Genomic DNA, 24,269 nt, shown 5'->3' with positions numbered 1-24,269 from the left:
CTTTCAAATAGACTGAGCCGCCATGAGCTCCACAGCGCAGGACACGTACAAGATTAACCGGACACCCATCTACATCATCCTGGGGCTCGCCGTCGCGTTGGTCGCGGGCGTCCTGTTCGGCTCGCGGTACTTCTTCAACCAAGTCGCGCTGCAGCCGGTAGCCATGGCGCCAGTTCCCGCACCCATGGCTGATTCGCCGGAGTGCACTCAGCTTATCGACGGCCTCCCGTCCAAGATCGCCACCTATCCCCGAGCAGAGCTGGCGGAGCCGGCTCCATCCGGAAGCGCAGCGTGGCAGAAGTCTTCGACCGAGCGCGTCACCCTGCGCTGTGGCGTCGACCTGCCGTTGCAGTACAACGAGTACGCCGAGGAATTCATGATCACGGAGCTCGACGGGGTGAAATGGCTGCAGGTGAACGACCCGGCGTCCACGATGGCGACCTGGTTCAGCGTCGACCGCTCCCCTGTTCTGGCCGTCACCGCGGACACCGAGCTCGTCGACGAACCGCCGGTGGAGGAGATCGACGCAGCTTCGCTGCCGCAGAGCGACGCGCAGCCGACTCCAGCGCCTACCTCCACGCTTGCCGAAGGCGACACCGCCGCGTGCGGGGACCTGGAGCAGGCAGCGCCTAACGAGATCGCGGACGGCTTTGTCAATGTCCACGTGGACCGTGAGGACACCTTGGTGTGGATCAAGCCCGGCTTCGAACCTGTCGTGCTGCGCTGCGGCGTGGCACTGCCACCCGGCTACGACGCAGGTGCCGCGCTGACCCAGGTCAACGAGATCCCCTGGTTCCAGGACGAGGCGGATGCAACGACCGTGTACTACGCCCTGGGGCGAGCTGCGGATGTGGCGGCGACGTTCCCGATTACCGGGTCGAACGAGATCATCACCAACCTCTCCGACTTCATCGCTGAGGCTGTGCCCGCGCAATAGCGGCAGTGACCAGCACGTTAAGCAACTCTCCGTAGGAGATGCCGCTGGCGAACCAGACCTGAGGATACATCGAGATCGGGGTGAAGCCTGGCATGGTGTTGATCTCGTTGAGCACGGGCCCGGCATCCGTCATGAAGAAGTCCACGCGCGCCAGCGACTTGCAGTTCAGCGCCTGAAACGCGGTGATGGCCATGGATTGCAGGGTGGCCACCGTTGCGGCGTCGTAGGGCGCGGGGATGGTGGCGGTGACGTGGTCGTCCAGGTACTTCGTTTCGAAGCCGTAGAAGCCCTCGTCTGAATCCTCGGTGCCGTTGAGTTTTGCTGGCAACGATGCTTCGAGCCTGCCGTCTGGGTGCTCGAGGACGCCGAGTTCGACTTCGTCGCCGATCAGCGCGCCTTCGACAAGTACCTTCCCGTCCTGCTCGAAGGCGAGTTCGAGTGCGGCGTCCAAGTCCTCCCAGCGCTCGACCTTGGAGACGCCGATGGAGGAGCCACCGTTGGCTGGCTTCACAAATGCCGGCAGTCCGAGGCGCTGCTTGTCCGCCTCGCTGACTGTCGCACCACGCTCGCGCACAATGACACTGCGGGCCACCGGGATGCCCTCCGCGGCGACGAGCTTCTTCGTGTACTCCTTGTCCATTCCGCATGCGGAGGCCAGCACGCCGGGGCCGACGTACGGGATCCCGGAAAGCTCGAACATGCCTTGGATCGTGCCGTCTTCACCGTACTTTCCGTGCAGCACGGGGAAGATCACGTCCACTTCGGCCACCGCCTCGCCGGTTGCGGCATCGGTGAAGGTACCGCGGGTTGAAGGTGCCGTCGATAAGCAAATGGCCCTGCCTGGGGCGACCTCGGGCAATGCTGCTCCCCCAACCGGGTCGAGTGAGCCTTCGACCCAGGTACCGTCGCGGGTGATGCCGACTGGGTAGACCTCGTAGGTGTCTTTGGGGAGCTCGGCGATGATGGCGCCGGCGGAGATGCAGGAAATCGAATGTTCGGTGGACTGGCCACCGTAAATCACGGCAATGCGAATCACACGTCGAGCGTACCCGGGGCTACTCAGCCTTCTTGGAGCGGCCCATGAGCGCGGCGACGGTGTCGCTGACCTTGAAATCTCCGTGGCATACCGCGTGCACGGCTGCGGTGATTGGCATGTCGACGCCCTGCGATTCGGCGAGCTGGAAGATGCTGCGCGAGGACGTTACCCCCTCGGCGACCTGGCCCTTCGTCGAAGCTTTGGCTTCTTCCATCGTGGCGCCCGCGCCGAGTGCCGCGCCGAACGTGCGGTTGCGCGAGAGTGGCGAGGAGCAGGTAGCCACCAAGTCACCCATCCCGGCGAGGCCCGCGAACGTGCGGGCGTCGGCGCCGAGCGAGAGGCCAAGGCGGGTGATTTCGGCGAGGCCGCGGGTGATCAGAGTGGCGAGGGTGTTCTCTCCCAGGCCCTGGCCAGCCGCCATGCCGCAGGCGAGCGCAATGACGTTCTTGGTGGCGCCGCCGATCTCGCAGCCGATGACATCGGTGTTGGTGTACGGCCGCAGGTAGTTCGTCGCGCAGGCGGCTTGGACCAGCTTTGCGCGGTTCTCATCCTCGCAGGCGATGACCGTTGCTGCCGGTTGCTCTTCGGCGATCTCGCGCGCTAGGTTCGGCCCGGAGAGCACCGCAATGCGGCTGGGGTCGGCACCGGTCACCTCGGCGATGATCTCGCTCATGCGCATGTGAGTACCGGTCTCGATGCCTTTGGAAATGGACAGCAGCGTGGTGTCTGAACGCAGCAGCGGCGTCCAGTCGGTGAGGTTCTCACGCATGGTCTGGCTGGGCACAGCGAAGATCGCGATGTCTGCTGGTGTTAGCGCTTGGTGGGCGTCCGAAGTCGGGGTGATCGCCTCCGGCAGCTCAATGCCTGCCAGGTAATCAGGGTTCTCCCGCGTGGTGGCCATGATGTCCGCCAACTCTTGACGGCGTGCCCACAATTGCACTGCGTTGCCGCCGTCGGCGAAGACCTTTGCCAAGGTGGTACCCCATGATCCGGCACCCATGACTGCCACGTTAACCATGCGACAACGCTAACACCTGACTACTGCTGGCGCGTGGGAGGATGCAGTGGGCGAAGCTCTACGACACAATAGATCCCATGGCTACTTCCGAGCTCCACGAGCAAGACAAAGACACGTCCGGCGAGATGTTCATCACCGGCCGGCACCAGGAAGTGCCCGTCAAGCCGCAAAATGAGTTCCCCCGCACCACCCTTGCCGCGGGAGCGGTGTTGTGGCGCGGTGACTTAAGCGCTCCGGAGTCGCTGGAGGTGGCGGTGATCCACCGCCCGCATTACGACGACTGGTCGCTGGCCAAGGGCAAGCTCGATCCGGGCGAGTCGCTCGTGGTGGCTGCTGTGCGCGAAATTGCAGAAGAGACCGGGTACAAGGTCCGCCTGGGCAAGCTGATTGGCAAGACGGTGTATCCGGTGAAGAACACCACGAAGGTGGTCTACTACTGGACGGGTGAGGTGACCGGCGGGGAGTTCACACCCAACGACGAGGTCGACGAGATCCGCTGGCTGCCTATCGACGAGGCCAAAGGGCTGCTCAGCTACGACCTGGACCGCGAGGTGCTGGCGAAGGCACAAAAACGCTTCCACACTCCGGCGGACGCGCGGGTGCTGTACGTGCGCCACGCCCGCGCCCACGACCGCGAGAAGTGGACCGGCGACGATAACCTACGCCCGCTGGACAAGAAGGGCCTGCGCCAGTCCGAGATGCTCGTGCCGATGCTCGCCCCCTTCGCGCCGACGCGCGTGTTTTCAGCGGAGCCGGACCGCTGCCAGGCCACCGTCGCCCCGCTTGCGGACGAGCTGAACTTGGATGTCACCGTCGATGCCCGCTTTGGCGATCACGCCTGGCTGGAGAACATGGTCGATGCCCAGCAGGCGTTCATGGATATCGTTGCCCTCGGCGGGGTGAGCGTGATCTGCGCGCAAGGTGAAATCATCCCCCACATGGTCGCCTGGCTCTCCTCGCAGGGGACCCTCCCGATCGACACCGAAATCAACGCCAAAAAGGGCTCGGTGTGGGTGCTGCACTTCCGCGAGGGCCAACTCACCGGCGCGGACTACATCCCCACTGCACTGCCCGTGCACTAGCCGAGCAAGAGAGCTTTTTCGCTTGACGACGAAAGGACCGACGATGACCCAAACCTTCGCACCAGTCGACCAAGAACGCATCGAGACGGTGTTAGATGAGTTCGACCTGATGTACTTCCGCGGCGAAGACGGCACGACGCGCACCGCGTTTCCGGGCCTTGTGGTGTTCTTCCAGATCGAGGACTTCGGATTCAAGGTTTCCACCCGCTGGCTGGCCACCGCGCGCACTGACAACGACATTGAAACGCTGCGTTATGAGTCCAACACGCTGAACCAGATGATGATGCTGATCCGGCTCCACCCGATTGTGCGCGAGGACGAGACCGCAGTGCTACTCATCGAGGCACCGTTTTTCACCACTGCCGGGGTGACCGATCAGCAGTTGCGCCAGATGCTCAGCTTCTACTTCTCCGGCATCCACTACGTCGCTGAGCAAATGCGTGGGCACCTGCCGCACATTGTGGACGAATTGGAGGCGTAACCCATGAGCACCCCAGAACTGAAACCGATTTCCATCCCGCGCGTGCAGGAACTCTTTGACAAGCACGGATGGCGCTACGACATCCTCGAGGGCGGCAAGACGCTGGCCACCGGGTTCTCCGGCATTGGCATGCAGATTCGTTCGTTTGATCCCGCGCTGGCGATCGTGAGCACCGTGGCGATAGATTCCGTGGGTCTCGACCGCTTTGACGACCTCCTGCTATGGGTGGAGAGCTACAACAACTTCAACGCATACCCCAGTGCTACCGCGCTGGAGGATCCGGAGTACAACCGAGCCATCCTCGGCGTGAATTACTCACTGCCACGGAGCTGGGATTACTCCGACGAGCAGTTCGAGGCACATATCAGCTCCGGAATCGAGGGCGTGGTCAACGCGTCGCGCGATTTCCTCGGCGCGTTCGCCCCGGAGGTCCTTGAACAGATCGACCAGAAGCTCGGTTAATCGCTGAGTAGCCCGTCGCGGCGAAAATCCTCGGTGAGGTCAATAACTACGCGGAACAAGAAGCCGTCCTTGAACTCGCCGTAGATCGGGTGGATGCCACCGTCGATCCCCGCGATGGTCATGCCGTAGTTGGTGTCCACGAACCCGCCTTTGCCGGTGTGTTCGACAGTGTCGAGCGTGGGGATCTCCGCGGTGTCGCTGATGATCACCTCGACATCGGTGCCGACCGCGCCGATCCGGTAGAACCCGTCTGGGTTCTTCTCGTACGGGTTTGCCTCCGGCACTCCCTCGGTGACCGTTTGTGCGATCTCGGCGTTTTCATAGCGTCGAAGCCGCTCGGTGGCCTCTTGGAGTGCTGCCACAAGCGCCCGAACTGATTGTTTTCGCACCCGCTCATCGATAGCGCGCTGCTCCTCCAGTTTGCTGAGCTTTGCAAACCTATCCACGGGCACGGTGACACCGTCGACTCCGTGGGACATGTCTATGAGTAGCCTGATCGCTTGACCGTTGAGCACATGGGCGAGCACCGGGTAGGGGCCTTTCCCTGCGACCGGAGCCCCAGTGAGAGCTTGTGCCGACTCTCCACCGATCATCCCGACGCGGTGGATCGTGTTTGACCGGCCCGCACCAGGCTCCGCGATGCAAGCTTCCTGCCCGGAGACTCGTGCGGCATTCGAGTCCGTGGCAAGCAGGAGAAGTTCGTTTTCAAGCAGGCGCGTCGCTTCCCGAAGCCGTCTCGCTTCGTTGCGGGCGGTTTCTGCTTCCATGCGCTCGGTCTTGAGCTTCGACTCGAGTTCTTCGCGCTCCAGTTGGGGATTGCGGTTTGCTGGTTGGTTGCGCAGCTCAAGTAGTTCACGCCGCAGGTTGGTCATCTCGCGCGTCGCGTTGTTCGCCTGGATGCGGTAGTCCCGCACCTCAGCTTGCAGCCGCTGAATCTCCGCTTGCGCACGGTTCATTGCTTGGTGGTGGCGGACGCGTTCGAGCTGCATCTGCTCCTGAAGTCGCGCGGCGCGCGGATCATCGGCCATACCGCAATGCTAAGCGCTTAAGAAACCGTTGGCTTGAAGGACGGTCGCTGTGCCTCAAACTCAGTGATCGCACCCTCGTCGCGAAGCGTCAGCCCGATATCGTCGAGGCCTTCCATGAGCCGCCAACGGGTGTAGTTGTCGATGTCGAAGGGGAAGAGGTTCTCCCCGACTCGCACGGTGCGATCTTCGAGAGAGACGGTGACTTCCTGGCCTGGTTCCTGCTCGAGGAGCTTCCAGATCAACTCAATGTCGGCCTCGTCCATGATCCCGGCTAGCAGGCCGGCCTTGCCGGAGTTGCCGCGAAAGATGTCTGCGAAGCGGGGGCTGAACACGGCGCGGAAGCCGTAGTCCATGAGCGCCCATACGGCGTGCTCGCGGGAGGAGCCGGTGCCGAAGTCGGTGCCGGCAAACAGCACCGTGCCGTCTTTGAAAGCGTCCTGGTTCAGCACGAACCCGGGTTCAGTTTCGCGCCAATTGGAGAACAGCCCGTCCTCGAAGCCGGTGCGGGAGACGCGCTTCAGGTAGCGCGCGGGGATGATCTGGTCGGTGTCCACGTTCGTGCGGGTCAGCGGCACGCCGACACCGGTGTGGGTGGTGAACTTCTCCATGGTTGCTCCTTTACAGGTCGGCGGGGCTTGCGAGGTGGCCGGTGATTGCGGTCGCGGCGGCGACCAGCGGGGAAACCAAGTGTGTGCGCCCACCCGGTCCCTGGCGGCCTTCAAAGTTGCGGTTGCTTGTGGATGCCGAGCGCTCCCCCGGCGCCAGCTGGTCCGGGTTCATACCGAGGCACATGGAGCAACCCGCAGTGCGCCACTCGGCACCGAATTCGGTGAAGACCTTGTCCAGGCCCTCTTCCTCCGCCTGCTGCTTCACCATGGTGGAGGATGGGACAACCAGCATCCGGGTGCCGTCGGCAATGTGCTTGCCCTTGACCACCTCGGCGGCTGCACGAAGGTCCTCGATGCGGGCGTTGGTGCAGGAGCCGAGGAACACGGTGTCGATCTTGATGTCGCGCAGCGGGGTGCCCGGGGTGAGGTCCATGTACTCGATGGCCTTCTCCGCGGCTTGCTTGGCGGCGGCGTCGGTGAAGTCCTCCGGGTGCGGCACGTTTTCGCTGAGCGGCAGGCCCTGGCCGGGGTTGGTGCCCCAGGTGACAAATGGGGTGAGCGCGGAGCCGTCGATCTCCACGACTGCGTCGAACTGCGCTCCGTCGTCAGTGGGCAGCGTTTTCCAGTAGGCCACCGCGTCGTCCCAATCGGAACCCTTCGGCGCGTACTCGCGGCCCTCCACATAGTCGAAGGTCTTCTGGTCCGGCGCGACCATGCCGGCTCGCGCACCCGCCTCGATGGACATGTTGCAGATGGTCATGCGCGCTTCCATCGAGAGCTTCTCGATGGCCTCGCCGCGGTACTCGATAACGTAACCCTGACCGCCGCCGGTGCCGATCTTGGCGATGATGGCCAGAATCAGGTCCTTCGCAGTCACGCCCGGCTGCAGTTCGCCGGAGACCTCGATGGCCATAGTCTTGAACGGCTTGAGGCTCAGCGTTTGCGTCGCCATGACGTGCTCGACCTCGGAGGTGCCGATGCCGAACGCGATCGAGCCGAACGCGCCGTGCGTTGAGGTGTGGCTGTCGCCGCAGACGATGGTCATACCCGGTTGGGTGATGCCCAGCTGCGGGCCTACGGTGTGCACGATGCCCTGCTTCACATCACCCATTGGATGCAGGCGCACGCCGAACTCCTCGCAGTTCTTGCGCAGGGTTTCCACCTGGGTGCGCGAGGTCGGCTCGGCGATCTCAAGCAGGTTGCCGCCCACTATGCCCGCGGTGGGCACAGTGGGCACGTTGTGGTCTTCGGTTGCCAAGTGCAGCTCTGGGTGGCGCATCGCGCGACCTGCCATGCGCAGCCCGTCGAACGCCTGCGGCGACGTCACCTCGTGGAGGAGCTGGAAGTCGATGTAGATCAGATCCGGCTCGCCGTTCCCGCCTTTGGTGACGACGTGGTCGCGCCACACCTTCTCCGCGAGCGTTAAGGGTTGATCAGCCACCGCAACTCCTCCTTGGTTCCAGAATGCGAGATGATAGTATCCATGCTGTGAGACAGTATAGCGAAGACTCCGGGATCAAGGTCCTCGACCGATCCGTTGCCATCGTGCGTTCCGTTGCCAGGGGCGACAAGTCGCTGGCCAGCCTCAGCCAGGATACCGGTTTGCCGCGCGCCACCACCCATCGCATCGCCACGGCCCTCGAGGTCCACCACATCCTCGCGCGCACCGCCGACGGTGCGTGGACCATCGGCCCGGCACTCGCCCACTTTGCCTCCGGCACTCCGCCGAGGCTCATCACCGCTGCCGGCCCAATCATGCGCCAGCTCGTCGAAACTACCGGCGAATCGGTCCAGCTTTACGAGCTCACCGGCGACACCCGCACCTGCATCGCCTCCGAAGAGCCCGAGTCCGGCCTCACCTACACCGTCCCCGTCGGCTCCCATCTCACCCTCGCCGCAGGCTCCGCCGCTCGGGTTTTCGGGGCATTTTCGCTTATCGACGCCTCCCCCTTCCGCCCCGAAGAACTCGCCGACGTGAAGAAATTCCGCCTCGCAGAATCCGTCGCGGAACGCGAGGTCGGCCTCGCCTCCGCCTCTTCACCGATCTTCGACGCAGACGGACGCGTCGTCGCTGTGCTCTCGGTGTCCGGCCCCGCGGAGCGTCTCGGACCGAGCCCCGCTGCGAAGGTGGGCAAGGCGCTCACGGCCGCCGCCGAGGAGCTGTCCGCAGCACTGGCTTAGCGCCGAATTAGCGCTGGACTAGCGCTGGTCGATCGCGTCGAGTTCGCCCGGCGGGTAGACGACGTTTTTCGCCAGCGGGATCTGGTGCGACGCGCTTTCCAGAATGTGCATGAAGTAGCCGGCCGCGTTCGGGATCGCGATGATGTCGCCCGCCGCCACGCCGCGGGGGAAGCGGATTCTGCGCCGCAGAATCACCTCGTCCTCGATGCAGTACGCGCCGACCAAGAACGCCTCCATCGGCTCCGAATCTGCGCCGCGTTTGAGCAAGATCGGATCGGTGAGGTAGTCGTCCGACGTGGTGCGGCACTGGGTGCGGTTCATCGCCAGCCCAACGAGTGGAAGCCCGTCAGAGCGTGTCTTGACAAAGGCCACCTGGGCGAGGATGACGCCGCAGCCGTCGAGAAGCGAACGGCCCGGCTCGAGATGCAACCGCAAGCCGCGTGCCTGCATGGCCTCCGCGACGCTATCGCCGAGCACCTGCTCGAGCCACGCGCCGCGCGTCGGTTCTTGCCAGTAGGGGTAGGTGTTGCGCAGCGGGTCGGATTTCCAGGTGAACGGCGCGGCGTAACCTTCGCGCTGCGCGTCGATCGCCGCCTGATAGTCACGCCACTGCGACTCGTGCTCCAGGTAGCGCATGGGCACGCCGCCGCCGATGTCGATGAATTCTGGCGCGTGCCCGGCGTCGCGCAGCCGGTCGATCAGCTCCATGCACTCGCGCAGTGCGCTCGAACGGTCGGCCGCAGCGTATCCGTGCAAGTGGGCATGTACCCCAACCACACGCACGCTTGTCGACGGCTCTTGCAAATGCCGATCCCAATCCCGCAGGCGTTCACCGAAGCGCGTCGGCGGCATGGTGCCCGGATCCGGCGCGAGGCGCGGGGCGACCTTGGCCTGCGTGCCGGCTGCTTCGGCGAGGGCGCGGATGCGTTCGTACTCTGCGCGGGTGTCCACCGAGATGACGACGCCGTTGTCGATCGCGAGCTGCAGCATCGGGGCCGGCTTGATCGCGGCGGAGCAGATGATGCGGTGGCCCGGCATGCCATGCTCGAGGACCTGGCGCAGCTCGTTCTCGCTGGCGACGTCAACGCCGTGGTCCGTATCGCGCACGGTGTCTGCGAAGACAAGGGCCTTATTCGCCTTGCGGGCGTAGAAGATCTTCGTCTCCACGCCCATGTTCTCGCCCGCGGCGACGAGCTCGGCGATGTTCGCCTCCATCGGACCCGGGTTGAGCACGTTCACCGGGCTGCCGAAGGCATCGATGAGGCGCTGCGCTTCTTCCGGGTCGGCGAGCAGCGCTTCCGACCAGTCGAAGCTGCGCGGTACGAGCGGGGGCAGGCCGTGAACTCGGTCGGGGTTGTCCATCGCGGCCGCGCTGACGCGATCCGCCCAGCGCTCGATCACGTCGTGCTTGTCGCGGCGCAGTGTGTCGTGGCCGAGGATGAGACCCTCGTTCATGCGGCCGGCCGCTGCGATGCGGGTCTGGCCGACCAGGGTGCCATCGCGCTCGATGTGCAGCGCATCTGTGTCGGCGTAGCGGGTGCCGATGCCGCGCTCGACAAGATCGCCGACCAGCGTGCCTTCGACGACGCCTGCGGGCGCGGTCACCGAGTCGATGACCACGGTCGCGCCGACCTCCTTGGCCAGGGCGGCCAAGTCCTCGTCGCCACGGCTGAAAACGTCGGTGCGGATCCGGCCAGCATCGAGCATCGCGAGCAGATCGCGGGCGGATGCCGGCGGCGGGCCGAACGCGACGCGCTCAAGGGTGCGGGTCAGCGCGTCGAAACGCTGCCCGCCAAGGGTTTCACGCCCACCGAAGGAGACGCGCTCAACGATGGCCGGGTACGTATCGCGGAACGCGAGCGCCACCGCAAGTGCCGGGGTCCACGGCCGCTCACCTTCTGCCGCGGCAAGAGAGGCGCGCAGTTCTGCCACCGGATCGCCGGAGAAGTCCTCGCCGGCAAGCACAGCGCTGATGTCCGACTCGCTGCCCTCGCCGCCCACGATGCTGAGCACCTGGGAGGCGCAGTCCGCGAGAATAGCGACCAGTTCGTCAAAGCTGCCGCTGTCGAGGATCTGCTCGGATGCAGATGCAATCACCGGAGCGAGTTCGCGCGCCACCGCATCATCCGGGTATGCCTTGACCTCCATGAACCGTCCCGTGCGCGTGACCGGGAAGAACACCTTAGCTTTGGCGTAGCGGGTCACGTCGATGAACGTGAGCGCGGCGCCACGGACCAAAGCGATGTCATCTTCCCCCACCGAGTCGAGCTGCGACGCGGGGTACGCCGGCGCAATCACGGGCAGTCCGGCAATCTCTGCACCTGCCAACGACCCGGGCCAGTGTTGCGCGTGGCCGGTGGCCAGCAGGACTTCCTCGAAAGGCTCGCCTTCGAGGAGCACGTGGGCGTCGTCAAGCGAAAGCTCCGTGACCTGCTCTGACCTGAATTCAAGCGAGCAGCGCGGCGGAAGGTGCTGTTCGAGCGCGCGCCACGAGGCCTGGAGGAACCTGCCCACGGTGTTGCGCGGCGGGAAGGAGTCGGTGGCGCCGCGCCAATCGTTGAAGCTGCCGAGCTGGGTCTCGATGACGTGGGCGGGCACGTTGAGCAACCACTCGTCAGGCAGGGATTCCTGGAACGCGCCGTTGCCGGACGCCGTGTCGATGGGGCCGTCGTTGAACACCGCGAGCTCGATGGCGGCGCCGCGTTGGCGCGCGCGTTCCATGAGTGCTTCAGCGGCCCAGAGCCCGCGCGGACCAGCACCGATAATCGCTACACGCATTGCTGCACCCACTCATCGTTGTAGACGGTATCGAGGTACGCGCGGCCGTCGTCGTGGAAAATCGCGGCGATCTCGCGCGCGCCTTCGCGCGCAAGCTTATCGACGGCATGAGCAACCGCCCCGCCCGAAGCCCCCGGCACAAATCCAGTGGAGCGCGCCAAACCGCGCGCGGCTGCGACCGCGTCTTTGGCGGTGACGCGGATCACGCGGTCCGGTTCAACTTCGTTCGAGAGTTCGGGCACCACCCCGGCGCCGTAGCCCGGGAGGATGCGCTCGCCGCGGGTGCCGTCGAAAAGCACTGAGCCCTCCGCATCGACTGCGATGACCTGAGTGTCGTAGTTGTGTTCGCGGATGTGACGTAGGCACCCGCCGACGGTGCCGGTGGTGCTCACCGAAACTACGAGGACTTCCGGGGCGTGGCCGAGCTGGTCGACGATCTCAGCCATCGTGCCGAAATCGTGGGCGTCGAACGCCGCGCGGTTGGAGTACTGGTCCAAGTTCACCGCGCCCAGTTCGTCCTTGAGCTCGGCGACCTTCTTGCGGCGCGCGGCGAGCCAGTCGCCGGTCTCCGGATCCGGTTCGGTGACCGGGTGCAAGGTGGCGCCGAGCGCTTCGATCATGGCGACGGTGGCGCCGTTGGTGCGCTGGTCCACTACACAGTGGAACTCCCACCCACCCGTGACAGCCTCGCGGGCCAGAGCCACACCGAGGTTGCCGCTGCTCGACTCGACGGCGATGGCGCCTGGGTAGAGAATGCCCTTCTCGGTTGCGTCGGCGACCAGTGCGCGCGCAGTGCGATCCTTGGCGCTGCCTCCGGGGTTGAAGGATTCGAGCTTGCCCCACACCTCAACGACGTCGGTGGCGGAATGGTCGAAGCCCGCGGACAAATCCACGAGCGGGGTGTTCCCGATGGCGCTGAGCAACCCACCTGGAAGGTAATCGGGTGACGCGGGAGACTTTTCAGTTAAAGGCATGCAGCCCAGCTTATGTCAAAGCTGGGCTGCACCTATTATTTCCAAGTTGTACCCCGTACGGGATTTGAACCCGTGTTACCGCCGTGAGAGGGCGACGTCCTAGGCCGCTAGACGAACGGGGCGCGTACGCGTTTGCGACTTGGTAATCATAAAAGATTGATCAGCCCAACGACAAATCCCCAGCTGGCGACGACTTCGCTACATCGGGTAGACGAGCGGGCGGGCGATAGAAACCGCCACTGCTTGGCCCACTTCAGGTCGCATCGCGGTCGAGGTGCGGGCGCGGAACACCACGCTGCCAACCTGCACATTGACCGAGTAGCCGGTGACCTCGAAGAGCACAGAGGTAATTTCGCCGCGCCGGGACTGCGGGCCCAACTCCGACCCGACGGTCACTGCCCCCGGCAACACTGCAACGGTGACCTGCGATGTCGGATCTCCGATCATTTCGACTTCGCTGAGATCCCAAGCGAATGCTGGGTCTTCCGTGATCACTTGGCCGTCTTCCACGCGACCGTCGAGAAGCGTGGCATCCGCGATGAACGATGCGACCCAAGGTGTGGCTGGGCGGGTGACAATCGTGTGCGGGGTGTCGAACTGTTCAAGTTGGCCGTCGCGGAGGAGTGCGATGCGGTCGGCGATGGCGATGGCTTCCTTGCGGTCGTGCGTGACGTGCACGGTGGTGAGGTCGGATTCGCGCGTGAGGGTCACCAGCTCCCGGCGCAGCGAATCGCGCAACGGCTCGTCGAGGGCGGACAACGCTTCGTCGAGAAGCAAGACTTTCGGGGTGGAGACGATCGCACGCGCGAGGGCGACGCGCTGGCGCTGGCCGCCGGAAAGCGTCGACGGCCGGCGCTTGCCGTAGCCCGCAAGGCCAACCTGCTCGAGCGTGGCCTCGACTCGCTGTCGCTGCTCCTGCTTCCCCACCCCGCGGCGCTGTAGCGGGTAGGCCACGTTTTGCGCGACGCTCATGTGCGGCCAGACTGCGTGCTGCTGAAACACCATGCCCATGTCGCGCTTCTCCGGCGGGGTTAAGGAGACGTCGGTGCCGTCGAGGGCAATTGAGCCTGACGACGGCTCGATGAAACCAGCTACCGATCGCAAGAGCGTCGTCTTGCCGGACCCCGATGGACCGACGAGGGCAACGAACTCGCCGCTGTTGACGGTGAGGCTCACTTCGTCGAGGCCGACGGTGCCATCGGGGAACACGACGGAGAGGTTGTCGATTGCGATATCGCTCATCTAAGACTCCTTGGAGGGACCCCGAACCGTCAGCGCCAGCGCGACAATGCCGATGATCGCGAACATCAAAGCGAGGGCGGAGGCCTGGTTGTAATTGCCGGATTGCTGCAGGTTGAACAGTTGCACGCCGATAGTTGTGGTGCCAGGTGCGACGAGCAAAATGGAGACAGTGAGCTCGCGCACTGCGGTCACAGCCACTAGCACGGCGCCGGAGAACACAGCAGGCAGAGCCATGCGTCCACTGGTGTCCCAGATCGCGCGCAGCCGGCCAGCGCCTGAGATCTGCGCTGCTTCCTCGACCGCGTCCGGGGTCTTCGCCAGCGGCGCGCGCACGGCCTGCAGCACCATGGCGGTGAATGCGCAGACATAGGCGAGCAAAATCACCCAGCGCGTGTTGTAAATGCCGGTGTAGCGGCCGAAGATGACCCAGCCGACGCCGATGATCAGGCCTGGCAGCGCTGCAGGGAGCAGCGTGAGCAGGGAAAGCGGCGTGTTCATCCGCGAGCGGGTGCGGGTGACCAAGATGCCGATTGCCCATCCGAGTAGTCCGCACAGCAGGGCGGCCCCGCCGGCGAGGATGACGGAGTTGGTGAACCCGTCGACTACCCGGGGGTTACCCAACGTTTTCGAGAAGTTGTCGAAGGAGATGTTTTCGGCATTAAACGGCACTCCAGGAGCGGGAAGGAGTGCGCGGTAGGTTAAGCCGAGCAGCGGCCCGACGGTGATGGCGAGTGCGAGTACCCAAGTCACGATGGTGACTGGGAGTTTGGCAGTACCGAGGGCGAGCTTCATCGTGCCACCGCCGGTCACGGTGGATGTCTCGTGCCGCGAGATAACGTAATCGGCAACGACCGCCGCGACGCCGAGCAGCATGAGCACAGCACCGACGGTGGAGACAACCTGCAGCGGGTTTGAGACGGTCCCGGATTCCATCATCCGGTACACCATGGTGGCCAAGGTTTCGAACCGCACCGGCGAACCGAGAATCGAAGGGATGCCGAAGTCCGCCAGGTTGGACACGGCGGTCAACGTGAACGCACTGAGAAACGCTGGCCCGAGGAGAGGGATGGTGACGGTGCGAAGGGCGGTGCCGCTGGATGCGCCTCCTACCCTTGCGGCGAGCTCCAAATCGGATGGGATTGAACGAAGCGCCGCAGAGACGATGACGTACACGACCGGGTAAGAGTGCAGCGTCATCAGGAAGACGATGCCGTCGGCACCGTAGAGGTCCCAGATCGGGCGGTCGAACACCGCGTTGAGCCCCTGGTTCCGTCCGAAAAGTTGCAACCAGGAGATGGCGCCGACGAACGGCGGAACGAGCAACGGAGAGAGGAGGAAGAGGCGCAGGCCAGTTGTACCGCCCACGTCGGTTCGCTCCAGCAGGATTGCGACCGTCCCGCCAATGATCACGGCGCCGACGGATGACAGCACCGTGGTGTAAATCGAGTTCCAGGTCGCCCTTCCCAGCCCCTGCTCAATAAGCACGGGGAACTGGTTGCCTCCCAGCGCGAGCGAAATGACTAACGCTAGCGGGGCAGCGAACACCCCGATTGCGACAAGCCAGACACCAAGGTGCGCCAAGCGGAGCCCGAAGGTGAGTCCTTCTTTGCCCCGTGCCACTGCCCCGTTACCTACTGCAGCGCGTTCTGGAAGAACTCGACCGAGCGGGTCCGGTCATCGGTCAGCGTCTTCAGGTCAGCTTCCATCAGCTTGATGTCCTTGAGCTCAGGCGCGTCACCCGGGGTGCCGACTCCGTCGATCACCGGGAGGTAGTTCTGCTCGACCGCTAACTCCTGGCCCTTCTGGGACAGGATGAAGTTGATGAAGAGCTCCGCAGCCTTCTGGTTCTGGGAATCCTTGAACACCGCGATCGGCTCAGTGATGTACGGCGATCCCTCGGAGGCGTAGACCTCCTTGATCGGAGAGCCCTTGTCGGCCAAGTCACGCACGAGGTAATCCACGACGATGCCGACCGGGTGACCGCCGCCCGCAATCTCCTGCGAGGTCGGGCCGTTTGAGGCGGCGATCATCGGGTTGTTCTCGCCGAGCGCGGTGATCCACTCCTCGCCGAGCTGAGAGTCGTTCATCCACACGGTCGCGTTGTATGCGGCCGCACCAGACACGGCCGGGTCCGGCAGCACGATCTTGTCCAGGAAGCGTTCGTCCGTGAGGTCCGTCCACGACTGCGGAGCATCTGCCTCGTCGATGACCTGGGTGTTATATGCGATTACTGTCGGGATGAGGCGGGTTCCCACGTAAAAGGAATCCGGGTCAACCGCATCTTCAAGGACATCGTCGGAGTCCACATTCTCAAACTTGGCCAGAAGGTCGTTCGACTTGAACTCCTCGAACGTCGGAGCGTCGGCGGCCCAGATCAAGTCCGCCTCGACCGCGCCGGAGCTGCGCTCGGCCTCAATTCGAGCCTTCAGCTCGCCGGTGCCCGCGCGGTGGACCTGAACATCAATGTCGGGGTGCTCCTCGTTGAAGGCCTTGATGATCTCATCGACCTTTTCCTCCGGCTCGGAGGTGTAAAGGGTCAAAGATGCAGCTTCGCCAGCACCGGCTCTATCGCCTTCGCGAGCTGCGGAGGTGGCGGTGCCGTTGTCTGCCGCAGTGGTTTCGGGAGTTTCTTCTGGCGGTTCCGAGCAACCGGCAAGGGCGATAGCGGTGGCACCCAGAAGGGCAATGACGGGCGAGGTCTTTCGTGCGGTAAACAATGCGTCTCCTTAGCTTCGCTTAAGATCGCGCCAACCATAGCACTGGGAGTTCACCCGCGCCGGGCAACAAAAACACGCGAAGTAAAGACCCTTTATCCGGGGCTTATCCGCAACGCTAGCGGTGTCGTCACTCCACGCCGAGGGCCGGCCCGACAGTTTCCCACGTGAGCGGCAACTGCCGCTTGAACGTGCCCATGTTGTGCGTGCCTTCGGTGAGCTCATACCAGTCGTAGTCGACATCCTTGGCATCCGCGCGCGCCATGAAGTGTCGCGAGCATACGTACGCCACCTGCTCGTCAGGTACGAGGAGGAAGTCGGGAGAGTCGGTCATGCGGTCGTCGTGTTCCGAGTGAATGCCGCGAGACGCAGTGAGGAACAGCTGCTTTCCACGCAGCGCGTCAAGGTTGTTCACCGCAGAGTTCGCTTCCCATCCGGAGCTGAAAGGGCCGCCCCACATCTTGGAGGGATCGCCGTTGTAGAACCGCACGCCGAGTCGCGCGAAGGGCTTCCCCACCAACCCGGATGTCGACGGGCACGACGAATACGTGCCTGCTGCAACGAACCGGTCCGACATCGTCGCGATCATCAGCGCCGGCCCGCCATGTGCTGAGGCGCCGGCGATCGCGTCGCGCCCGGTTCCGTGGAACACCTCGTCGATCACCGGCGGCAGCTCGTGAGACAGATACGTCGCCCACTTCAGCGTGCCGAACTCATCGTGCGGCACATTCCAGTCGGTGACCATGGTGCCGCGCGTGCCCCGCGGCGAGACGACGTTCACGTTCTTATCTGCAAAGAACTCCACCGTCCCGTCGTAATCGGTCCACGGCGTGCCGCCCGCGCCACCGAGCATGTAGTACGTCGGCCGCGGCGTCAGGTTGTCCGGGCCACCGACCGGAGCAATCACCTCATTGACAATCTCTTTGTCCATCGACGGCGAGTACACGGTCACCCGCCACACCGTTGTCGAGATCTGCTCAACGCCGCGCAGCTCACCGATCGGCCCGTCAGTATTGGGAGTCACCGGTTGGGCATTGTTGCTTATCGACGATCCCCCGAACAGCGCCTTGCCCAACACACCGCCCATCAGGCTGCCCATCACCATCGCTGGCCCGGCTGCGATCGGCGAGCTGCTCAAGCTACTCCGCCCGTCGTTAAGCGGGCCCGGAACATCGGGCTCTGCAGTGGCCGATGGTGCAGTGGCAGCACCGAGCGTCAGCGATGTAGCGAATACTGCTCCGGCGATGCGGCGGTTAAGCATGCTCTTCCTCTCAAACTTTCCCCCGAAACGTGAATTCTTGGCGCAAATGCTACCGGGTGGCATGCAGATTAGCGGCTGCTTGCGCTGCTGTTTTCGCGATCCAGCGGCTGCGGGGCCTCAGATGTTGGCGGCTCGGACGTGATCGGAGTTGCGCGGTGATAGGGCTTCACGTTCATCGCTGGGCCGAGGCGGCGCCAGCTTTCGCGCATGGAGTCCTCAAACAGCCCCCAGCTGTGCGTGCCTTCGACAAGCGGGTACCAGCTCACGTCCAGGCCGGCAGCACGCGCGGTATCCACGAAGTATTTCGAGCACGCGTACGACGCGGCCTCGATCATCGCCGGCGGGCCAAGGCGTTCCGAAGAATGCTTGATTCCGTCGATTTCACCGGGGACTCCCTGGGCAGCGGCGATGAACAATTCGGTATCACGCAGCGCGTCGAGGTGTAGGACTGGCGAGTGGGCAGCCCACGCCTCGTCGCCGGGGTAGCCCCACATCCTCACCGGGTCACCGCCGTTCATCTTCACCGCCGAGGAGGTGTAGAGCCCGCCAACCACACCCGTTGTCGAAGGGCACCCCGAGTAGGACGCTGCTGCGACAAAACGATCGGGGTCATAGGAGGCGATAGAGATCGCAGGTCCTCCGGACATAGAGATTCCGGCGATGCCATCGCGTCCGGTGCCCGAGAACATTTCGTCGATAAGCGGAGGGAGCTCCTTGGTCAAGTACGTCAACCATTTGTTCGTACCGGTTGCCGGGTCGTCGATGTACCAATCCGCCTGCATGGACGAGACGGAGCCGATGGGGGTGACTACGTTGACGAGCTTGTCGGCGAAGAATTCTTGGTAGTTGGAGGAGTTGCGCCAGGACCATCCGCCAGCAGCGCCATCTGCGCCCATCATGAGGTAGAAGGTGGGGCGGGGTTCGGTGTTGTCGGGCCCACCGGGCAGGATGATCTCGTTTTTCACCTCACGGCCCATGGCGTGCGACCACACGACGACCTCGTAGATGTCGTTCTCAACGTGCGAGATCCTGCGGAACTCGGCCGGCTGCGCGTCTTCGTCCGGGAACGTGTCTGCCGCATCTGTCCAGCCAGAGCTGAGCGACGCGTTGGAGCTGCCGAGTCGCTGATACATCTGCGAACCCAGCAAACCTCCGCCGAGTGTAGCGAGGATTAGGGCTGGGACTGCAAACAGTGGAAAGTTCGACGACAGGCTGAGTCCTGCAAATGGGATGCTGGAGGCGTCGTACACGCTTGAGCCGGTGTCGGTGGGGTTGCCTGTGAGCAGCGATGACAGCGGGTTCACTGCGGAGAGTGTGTCGGCGACAGAACTCCCGCTGCTGGCACCGGCAGTCACCGGGGCGACGAAGGTGGACGACACTGCGGCGGCGCAGATCGCCGTTGCCAAGACGCGGGGAAATTTCGACATGCAAACAACTTACCCCGCAGGCACCACACCCAGGTGCGGGATGGGAAAAACTCCCAGCTGGTCGGACCAGACTGGGAGCTTCGTTGTACCCCGTACGGGATTTGAACCCGTGTTACCGCCGTGAGAGGGCGACGTCCTAGGCCGCTAGACGAACGGGGCATATAGGACACAGAACTTCAGTAAAGCTCTGCAGCTGGCCTACCAGGACTCGAACCTAGAATGACGGTACCAGAAACCGTAGTGTTGCCAATTACACCATAGGCCATTCGTTTTCCAGGCCCGTGGGGCGCTGAACAACGTTGATTACTATAACCACCGGCCTCGATTCGCACCAAATCGCCAGCTTAAGCGCCAAATTCGGCGAGAGAATCACACTGGTGCGATTCTTCGGAGCGAAGCTACTGAGCTGGCGCAGCCTCGTACGGTGTGACCGCGCGGGCAGCCCGCAAACGCGCCAGCGTGGAATCGCGGCCCAGCAGCTCCATGGACTCGAACAGGGGTGGGGAAATCGCCTCACCGGAGACGCCGACACGAAGCGCGCCGAAGGCGACGCGCGGCTTCAACCCGAGGTCGTCGATAAGCGCCTTGTTCAAAGCGGCTTCAATGTTGGGCGTGGTCCACTCCCCTTCACCGAGCGCTTCAAGCGCGGCGATGCCCGCGTCAAGTGGCTCGACTGCGGCCTCTTTGAGGTTCTTCTTCGCAGCCTTCTCTTCCAACACGAGCTCCTCGTCGGCGGTGACCAGGAACTTCAGCAGCCCGTACGCGTCGGAAAGCACCTTGATGCGCGTCTGCACCAGCTCGGCCGCAACAGCGAACTTCTCCTCCGGGTAGTCGGCCGGGAAGTCGGTGTACACGGTGAGGTAGTCGCGCAGGCGCTGCGTGAAGTCTCCAAGCTCGAGCATGCGGATGTGGTCCGCGTTGATCGCTTCCAGCTTCTTCTGGTCGAAGCGGGCCGGGTTGCCCAGCACGTCGGAGACGTCGAACGCCTTGATGAACTCATCGACGGTGAAGATGTCCTGGTCCGACGACAGCGACCAGCCCAGCAGCGCAAGGTAGTTGATCATGCCCTCTGGGATGATGCCGTTGTCGCGGTGGTTGAACAGGTTCGATTCCGGGTCGCGCTTGGACAGCTTCTTGTTGCCCTGGCCCATCACAAACGGCAGGTGGCCGAACTGCGGGGTGAAGTCGGTGATGCCGATGCGCTTGAGCGCCTCGTACAGCGCCATCTGACGCGGGGTGGAGGACAGTAGATCCTCGCCGCGCAACACGTGGGTAATGCCCATCAACGCGTCGTCGACCGGGTTAACCAGCGTGTACAGCGGCGCGCCGTTGGAACGCGCCACCACGAAGTCCGGCTGTGTCTCCGCCTTGAAGGTCACCTCGCCGCGCACCAGGTCGTTCCAGGTCCAGTCCTGCTCCGGCATGCGCAGACGCCAGACGGGTTTGCGACCTTCCGCCTCGTACGCCTCTATCTGCTCCGGGGTGAGGTCGCGGTCGAAGTTGTCGTAGCCCAGCTGCGGGTCGCGGCCGGCCGCCTTATGGCGTTCAACGACCTCTTCGTTGGTGGAGTACGCCGGGTAGACCTCACCGGCCTCGATGAGCTTGTCCAGCACATCCTTGTAGATGTCCATGCGCTGCGACTGGCGGTACGGCTCGTGCGGCCCACCGGTGACCACTCCCTCGTCCCACGACATGCCCAGCCAGTTCAGCGAATCAATGATCGCCTGGTACGAATCCTCCGAGTCGCGCGCGGCGTCCGTGTCCTCGATGCGAAAGACAAACGTGCCGCCATCGTGCCGCGCTTGCGCCCAGTTGAACAGGGCGGTACGCACCATGCCGACGTGCGGAGTACCGGTCGGAGACGGGCAGAAACGAACGCGCATTTTCGAGGCTTCAGTCATGCGGTTCATGCTACAGGTCGCCCCCTACAGGCCGAGAAGCACGATGCTTATCGACGGCCTATTTGGACTGCTTAGACAAGAAAGCCCATACTTCCTCGGCAGCGTTTGGATACGCGAACCACTCGTGGCCCCCGCCTTCGACCTTGACAACCTGCACTGGCTTGGCGCAGCCGCGGGCAGAGACACGGGAAGCATTGACCGCGGCGGGCGAAACGTCGATGCCGCCGGCGCAGAGGTTGCGGCGTTCGTAAGAGGAGAAGACCTCCTGGAAGTTGAGCACGCGGGCGCCCCTGCGCTCACCGCCGTAGTACGGAATGACCTGATCGTTCATGCCGTGGATCGCATAGAAAGCGATCGGCCGGTTTTGGCAGTTCATGTTCACCGGAGTGTAAAAGGCCCCGGACACGCTGGCGACACCAGCAAAGAGATCGGCCATGTGGCAAGCAGACACTGCTGCCATACCGCCACCGGCGGACATTCCGGTGGCGTAGATGCGGTTTCGGTCGATGTTGTAGTGGCGGCCGAGATCATCGATCATGGCGCGCACGAACGCGATGTCTTCGCCGGGGCCGGTTGCCGCGGTCGCCTGACCCTCCCAAGAGGCTCCGATAGCGCGCGGGTAGACGATGATGGCCTCGCGGCCCGCGGTGGATTCGCGCAGCCGGGAGTAGTTGCGGAAGTCTTCTGTCGAGTTGCCCAAGGCGGAGTATCCCACCACAACAGGCATCGGGCGCGAAGGGTTGTAGTTCGCCGGAACCCAGACCAGGTAAGAACGTCCGTTTATAGAGAGTTCCCTGTTTTGGCCGTTGGCAACTGGGCCGTTGGGTAAGACTGGCAGCGAGGACCCGTTCCCCAGAGACTCGGTTGCCATCCGCACGAAATTGTCCCACTCGGTCGCGGCTTGATCGACGGCGGAGGCAATATCGCGCTGGATCTGCGACGAGAGGTCCTGGGCGCCTGCTTGTGGGCCTACGGCGATCCCTACCGCCACCGCGATCGCCGCTCCGGTGGCCAACACACGGAGCTTCACATGTTTGAACACTGCATTTACCTTCCACAGAATGCGCCGCATGCGTCACTGCGACAACCACAGAAACTAGAACATTAATACGGGGCCAACGTCGGGACAACCAGGGCTTCACTCCCATGATCGCGCCAAATTCGCGGAGCGATACACTGTGTCCCCATGCCATCTTCCCGGCTGCCGTCGCGCCCGTCCTCCGCACCAGACTTCCTGCTGTCGCGTACTTCTGGATCCGTCCGGACGCAGGGCGTAGAGCGCACGTTCACCGATGTGCGCGAAGCGTCCGCCGCGCTCACCCGGGGCGAGGTCGAGATGGTGGTCGGCGCGCTTCCGTTCAACAAAGCAGAGCCAGCGGCGCTCACAGTCCCAGCCTCGATCATCCGGGAACCAGGGATCCTGAACCCGCACCCTTATTACCGCGAGGGCCCCGGTGCAGTTCTCCACGCCCGGGTTGCTGGAGTCGATCCGTCCCCAGAGGAGCATCTGCGCCGCGTTGCTCTTACTGTGGACGAGATCCGCCGCACGGCCCTTGAAAAGGTAGTACTGGCTCGCGCGGTTGATATCGCGTTTGATCCCCCCGTCGATCCCCGGTTGGTTGCCGCCAGACTGATCGACCTGGCTGCTTCAGGCGACGGGTTCATTGCAGACCTCTCACCCGCTGGGCGAGACGGGCACTTCCTCGTGGGGTCTTCCCCTGAGGTGCTGGTCAAGCGCCAGGGTGTGCGCGTGAGTTCCTACCCGCTGGCGGGTTCCGCGGCGCGGAAAATCGACGATCCCGTTGCGGACGCGGCAGCCGGCGAGCGGCTCGCTTCCTCAGCGAAAGACCTCGAAGAGCACCGGTTCGTGGTTGAGCACATCCGCGACATTCTCGCCCCCTTCTGCACCGAGCTCACCGTGCCGGCGCGTCCCATCTTGGAGAAGACGAACGAGATGTGGCACCTCGCCACCCCGATCGCGGGAATCCTGCGAGAATCTCCGACCACGCCAGCGCCGAGCGCGCTTGAGCTCGCAGAGATGCTCTACCCCACTCCCGCAGTGTGCGGAACGCCGCAGGATATTGCGGCGAAAATGATCCTGCAGACGGAATCGGATCGCGGTTTCTACGCGGGCGCGGTTGGATACACCGACGCAAGCGGCGACGGTGAGTACATGGTGGCGATCCGCTGCGCTGAGGTCAATGGCGCAGGAAACCAGGCCCGCGCGTGGGCCGGCGGCGGGCTGGTCGCGAGCTCCGACCCCCGGTCGGAGCTGGATGAGACCACCGCCAAGTTGCGCACGATCTCGCGCGCGCTCAGCCTGTAGTTGAGAGCGAACTACGCACGCTCGACCGGGTTACCCAAGCGGCCGATGCCCGGAATTTCAACCTCGATGTAGTCACCCGGAACCATCGCGGCGGTACCGGCAGGTGAGCCGGTGGCCTGCACGTCGCCGGGCAGCATGGTGAAGGAGGCGGTGACCCACTCGACCATCTCCCCGATGCTCATGATCATCTGGTTGGAGTTGGAGTCTTGCTTCGTCTCCGTCTTGCCGTCGCGCGTGAGGTGCGCCTTGATCGGCAGGTTGGTGAAGTCGAACTTGTCCAGGTCGGTCTCAATCCACGGGCCGAGCGGGCCGAAGCTGTCGATGCCTTTCGCGCGCGCCCACTGGCCGTCGGCAAATTGCAGGTCGCGGGAGGAGACGTCGTTGATAATGGTCACGCCGCGCACGACGGACTTCCACTCGCTTGCTTTAACGTTCTTGCACGGCACGCCGTAGACGATCGCCAGTTCACCCTCGAATTCCACGTTTGTGGCAAAGTCCGGGATCTTGATCGGCGCACCCGGACCGATCACAGCCGTAGACGGCTTGATAAAAATTGTCGGCGGCAGGTGCTCGGAAGATTGCTTGAACACCTCGGCGACGTGGTCGGCGTAGTTGCGGCCCACGGCGACGATCTTGCTGGGCAATGTCGGAGCCAGCAGGCGCACGTCCTCAAGCGCGTATTCCTTGCCGGTGTACTCCGGCTCCGTGAACGGGGTGCCTGCGATAGCTTTCGCGGTGGTGCCTTCGTCGTTGATAACGGCGAAAGTCATGCCCTCAGGTGTTGCAATTCGTCCAAAACGCATGGGCTTGAGC

The 24,269-nt window shown here is 63.8% G+C and carries 21 protein-coding genes and 3 tRNA genes; 6 read left to right on the top strand and 18 right to left on the bottom strand.

Annotation, left to right across the window (positions count from 1 at the left end):
* The first annotated feature begins 22 nt into the window (after window positions 1-22).
* Entirely contained in the window at window positions 23-937 is a 915-nt protein-coding gene (locus tag CGLAUT_RS05610) for a DUF3515 domain-containing protein (RefSeq protein ID WP_290186846.1), read from the top strand.
* On the opposite strand, the gene CGLAUT_RS05605 is transcribed toward CGLAUT_RS05610, so the two are convergent.
* Window positions 909-1,973 (bottom strand): D-alanine--D-alanine ligase family protein, encoded by a 1,065-nt coding sequence (locus CGLAUT_RS05605; RefSeq protein WP_290186845.1) that lies wholly within the window; start codon window positions 1,971-1,973, stop codon window positions 909-911. The two genes, CGLAUT_RS05610 and CGLAUT_RS05605, sit on opposite strands and share 29 nt — an antisense overlap.
* A gap of 19 nt (window positions 1,974-1,992) precedes the next feature.
* Complete coding sequence (locus CGLAUT_RS05600; RefSeq protein WP_290186844.1) at window positions 1,993-2,991, bottom strand: NAD(P)H-dependent glycerol-3-phosphate dehydrogenase; 999 nt, start codon at window positions 2,989-2,991, stop codon at window positions 1,993-1,995.
* A gap of 77 nt (window positions 2,992-3,068) precedes the next feature.
* Between CGLAUT_RS05600 and CGLAUT_RS05595 the strand changes: the two genes are divergently transcribed.
* The 3 genes from CGLAUT_RS05595 to CGLAUT_RS05585 are packed head-to-tail and all read left to right on the top strand — an operon-like array spanning window position 3,069 to window position 5,016.
* Entirely contained in the window at window positions 3,069-4,073 is a 1,005-nt protein-coding gene (locus CGLAUT_RS05595; protein WP_290186843.1) for an NUDIX hydrolase, read from the top strand.
* Between the two features lie 43 nt (window positions 4,074-4,116).
* Entirely contained in the window at window positions 4,117-4,554 is a 438-nt protein-coding gene (locus CGLAUT_RS05590) for a hypothetical protein (protein ID WP_290186841.1), read from the top strand.
* 3 nt (window positions 4,555-4,557) lie between these two features.
* The gene (locus CGLAUT_RS05585; protein WP_290186839.1) at window positions 4,558-5,016 is read left to right on the top strand and encodes a hypothetical protein; all 459 of its coding nucleotides are present in this window, start codon (window positions 4,558-4,560) and stop codon (window positions 5,014-5,016) included.
* Here the strand turns inward: CGLAUT_RS05585 and CGLAUT_RS05580 are convergent.
* Genes CGLAUT_RS05580 through leuC form a run of 3 tightly spaced genes read right to left on the bottom strand, consistent with a single transcriptional unit; the run spans window position 5,013 to window position 8,093 of the window.
* Window positions 5,013-6,044 (bottom strand): hypothetical protein, encoded by a 1,032-nt coding sequence (locus CGLAUT_RS05580; protein WP_290186837.1) that lies wholly within the window; start codon window positions 6,042-6,044, stop codon window positions 5,013-5,015. The two genes, CGLAUT_RS05585 and CGLAUT_RS05580, sit on opposite strands and share 4 nt — an antisense overlap.
* 17 nt (window positions 6,045-6,061) lie before the next feature.
* Window positions 6,062-6,652: a 3-isopropylmalate dehydratase small subunit gene (gene leuD, locus CGLAUT_RS05575; RefSeq protein WP_290186836.1), complete on the bottom strand. Its 591-nt coding sequence runs from the start codon at window positions 6,650-6,652 to the stop codon at window positions 6,062-6,064.
* A gap of 10 nt (window positions 6,653-6,662) precedes the next feature.
* A complete protein-coding gene (gene leuC / locus CGLAUT_RS05570; protein WP_290186834.1) occupies window positions 6,663-8,093 on the bottom strand; it encodes a 3-isopropylmalate dehydratase large subunit in 1,431 nt (476 codons plus the stop codon).
* A 23-nt stretch (window positions 8,094-8,116) separates the two neighbouring features.
* Here leuC and CGLAUT_RS05565 point away from each other — a divergent pair, with 23 nt between their 5' ends.
* On the top strand, window positions 8,117-8,833 hold the full coding sequence (locus CGLAUT_RS05565) for an IclR family transcriptional regulator (RefSeq protein WP_425551715.1): 717 nt from the start codon (window positions 8,117-8,119) through the stop codon (window positions 8,831-8,833).
* Between the two features lie 18 nt (window positions 8,834-8,851).
* On the opposite strand, the gene CGLAUT_RS05560 is transcribed toward CGLAUT_RS05565, so the two are convergent.
* The 12 genes from CGLAUT_RS05560 to CGLAUT_RS05505 form a co-directional block, all read right to left on the bottom strand.
* Window positions 8,852-11,611, bottom strand: a complete 2,760-nt coding sequence (locus tag CGLAUT_RS05560) for an FAD/NAD(P)-binding protein (RefSeq protein ID WP_290186830.1) — start codon at window positions 11,609-11,611, stop codon at window positions 8,852-8,854.
* The gene (locus tag CGLAUT_RS05555; protein ID WP_290186828.1) at window positions 11,602-12,585 is read right to left on the bottom strand and encodes a pyridoxal-phosphate dependent enzyme; all 984 of its coding nucleotides are present in this window, start codon (window positions 12,583-12,585) and stop codon (window positions 11,602-11,604) included. The genes CGLAUT_RS05560 and CGLAUT_RS05555 overlap by 10 nt, the downstream gene beginning before the upstream one ends.
* 49 nt (window positions 12,586-12,634) lie before the next feature.
* A tRNA-Glu gene (locus tag CGLAUT_RS05550) sits at window positions 12,635-12,707 on the bottom strand.
* Window positions 12,708-12,783: 76 nt separating this feature from the next.
* Window positions 12,784-13,827, bottom strand: a complete 1,044-nt coding sequence (locus CGLAUT_RS05545) for an ABC transporter ATP-binding protein (RefSeq protein ID WP_290186827.1) — start codon at window positions 13,825-13,827, stop codon at window positions 12,784-12,786.
* Complete coding sequence (locus CGLAUT_RS05540) at window positions 13,828-15,447, bottom strand: ABC transporter permease (RefSeq protein ID WP_290186825.1); 1,620 nt, start codon at window positions 15,445-15,447, stop codon at window positions 13,828-13,830. It abuts the gene before it with no gap.
* Window positions 15,448-15,458: 11 nt separating this feature from the next.
* Entirely contained in the window at window positions 15,459-16,544 is a 1,086-nt protein-coding gene (locus CGLAUT_RS05535) for an ABC transporter substrate-binding protein (protein ID WP_290186823.1), read from the bottom strand.
* Window positions 16,545-16,671: 127 nt separating this feature from the next.
* Window positions 16,672-17,802 (bottom strand): alpha/beta hydrolase, encoded by a 1,131-nt coding sequence (locus tag CGLAUT_RS05530; protein ID WP_290186821.1) that lies wholly within the window; start codon window positions 17,800-17,802, stop codon window positions 16,672-16,674.
* Window positions 17,803-17,870: 68 nt separating this feature from the next.
* Window positions 17,871-19,229, bottom strand: a complete 1,359-nt coding sequence (locus CGLAUT_RS05525; protein WP_290186819.1) for an alpha/beta hydrolase — start codon at window positions 19,227-19,229, stop codon at window positions 17,871-17,873.
* Window positions 19,230-19,315: 86 nt separating this feature from the next.
* A tRNA-Glu gene (locus CGLAUT_RS05520) sits at window positions 19,316-19,388 on the bottom strand.
* Window positions 19,389-19,422: 34 nt separating this feature from the next.
* A tRNA-Gln gene (locus CGLAUT_RS05515) sits at window positions 19,423-19,494 on the bottom strand.
* Between the two features lie 133 nt (window positions 19,495-19,627).
* Window positions 19,628-21,130, bottom strand: coding sequence for a glutamate--tRNA ligase (gene gltX / locus CGLAUT_RS05510; protein WP_290186818.1), 1,503 nt, complete (start codon window positions 21,128-21,130; stop codon window positions 19,628-19,630).
* A gap of 58 nt (window positions 21,131-21,188) precedes the next feature.
* Window positions 21,189-22,172 (bottom strand): CE1 family esterase, encoded by a 984-nt coding sequence (locus CGLAUT_RS05505; protein ID WP_290186817.1) that lies wholly within the window; start codon window positions 22,170-22,172, stop codon window positions 21,189-21,191.
* A 144-nt stretch (window positions 22,173-22,316) separates the two neighbouring features.
* Here CGLAUT_RS05505 and CGLAUT_RS05500 point away from each other — a divergent pair, with 144 nt between their 5' ends.
* Window positions 22,317-23,456: an isochorismate synthase gene (locus tag CGLAUT_RS05500; protein WP_290186815.1), complete on the top strand. Its 1,140-nt coding sequence runs from the start codon at window positions 22,317-22,319 to the stop codon at window positions 23,454-23,456.
* An 11-nt stretch (window positions 23,457-23,467) separates the two neighbouring features.
* Here CGLAUT_RS05500 and CGLAUT_RS05495 read toward each other — a convergent pair whose 3' ends face one another.
* The gene (locus CGLAUT_RS05495) at window positions 23,468-24,259 is read right to left on the bottom strand and encodes a fumarylacetoacetate hydrolase family protein (protein WP_095661066.1); all 792 of its coding nucleotides are present in this window, start codon (window positions 24,257-24,259) and stop codon (window positions 23,468-23,470) included.
* Window positions 24,260-24,269 lie beyond the last annotated feature (10 nt).

This window comes from Corynebacterium glaucum (assembly GCF_030408855.1).
In the GTDB taxonomy this organism is placed as follows: Bacteria; Actinomycetota; Actinomycetes; order Mycobacteriales; family Mycobacteriaceae; genus Corynebacterium; species Corynebacterium glaucum.
This window is presented reverse-complemented; position numbering and strand designations above follow the sequence as displayed.

Excerpts from the sequence above, each read along its gene's own strand:
- leuD (WP_290186836.1), bottom strand. The coding sequence starts at position 6,652 with ATGGAGAAGTTCACCACCCACACCGGTGTCGGCGTGCCGCTGACCCGC.
- CGLAUT_RS05545 (WP_290186827.1), bottom strand. The coding sequence starts at position 13,827 with ATGAGCGATATCGCAATCGACAACCTCTCCGTCGTGTTCCCCGATGGC.
- CGLAUT_RS05525 (WP_290186819.1), bottom strand. The coding sequence starts at position 19,229 with ATGTCGAAATTTCCCCGCGTCTTGGCAACGGCGATCTGCGCCGCCGCA.
- CGLAUT_RS05565 (WP_425551715.1), top strand. The coding sequence starts at position 8,117 with ATGCGAGATGATAGTATCCATGCTGTGAGACAGTATAGCGAAGACTCC.
- CGLAUT_RS05560 (WP_290186830.1), bottom strand. The coding sequence starts at position 11,611 with ATGCGTGTAGCGATTATCGGTGCTGGTCCGCGCGGGCTCTGGGCCGCT.
- CGLAUT_RS05580 (WP_290186837.1), bottom strand. The coding sequence starts at position 6,044 with ATGGCCGATGATCCGCGCGCCGCGCGACTTCAGGAGCAGATGCAGCTC.
- CGLAUT_RS05585 (WP_290186839.1), top strand. The coding sequence starts at position 4,558 with ATGAGCACCCCAGAACTGAAACCGATTTCCATCCCGCGCGTGCAGGAA.
- CGLAUT_RS05590 (WP_290186841.1), top strand. The coding sequence starts at position 4,117 with ATGACCCAAACCTTCGCACCAGTCGACCAAGAACGCATCGAGACGGTG.
- CGLAUT_RS05495 (WP_095661066.1), bottom strand. The coding sequence starts at position 24,259 with ATGCGTTTTGGACGAATTGCAACACCTGAGGGCATGACTTTCGCCGTT.
- gltX (WP_290186818.1), bottom strand. The coding sequence starts at position 21,130 with ATGACTGAAGCCTCGAAAATGCGCGTTCGTTTCTGCCCGTCTCCGACC.
- CGLAUT_RS05610 (WP_290186846.1), top strand. The coding sequence starts at position 23 with ATGAGCTCCACAGCGCAGGACACGTACAAGATTAACCGGACACCCATC.
- CGLAUT_RS05595 (WP_290186843.1), top strand. The coding sequence starts at position 3,069 with ATGGCTACTTCCGAGCTCCACGAGCAAGACAAAGACACGTCCGGCGAG.
- CGLAUT_RS05500 (WP_290186815.1), top strand. The coding sequence starts at position 22,317 with ATGCCATCTTCCCGGCTGCCGTCGCGCCCGTCCTCCGCACCAGACTTC.
- CGLAUT_RS05530 (WP_290186821.1), bottom strand. The coding sequence starts at position 17,802 with ATGCTTAACCGCCGCATCGCCGGAGCAGTATTCGCTACATCGCTGACG.
- CGLAUT_RS05600 (WP_290186844.1), bottom strand. The coding sequence starts at position 2,991 with ATGGTTAACGTGGCAGTCATGGGTGCCGGATCATGGGGTACCACCTTG.
- CGLAUT_RS05555 (WP_290186828.1), bottom strand. The coding sequence starts at position 12,585 with ATGCCTTTAACTGAAAAGTCTCCCGCGTCACCCGATTACCTTCCAGGT.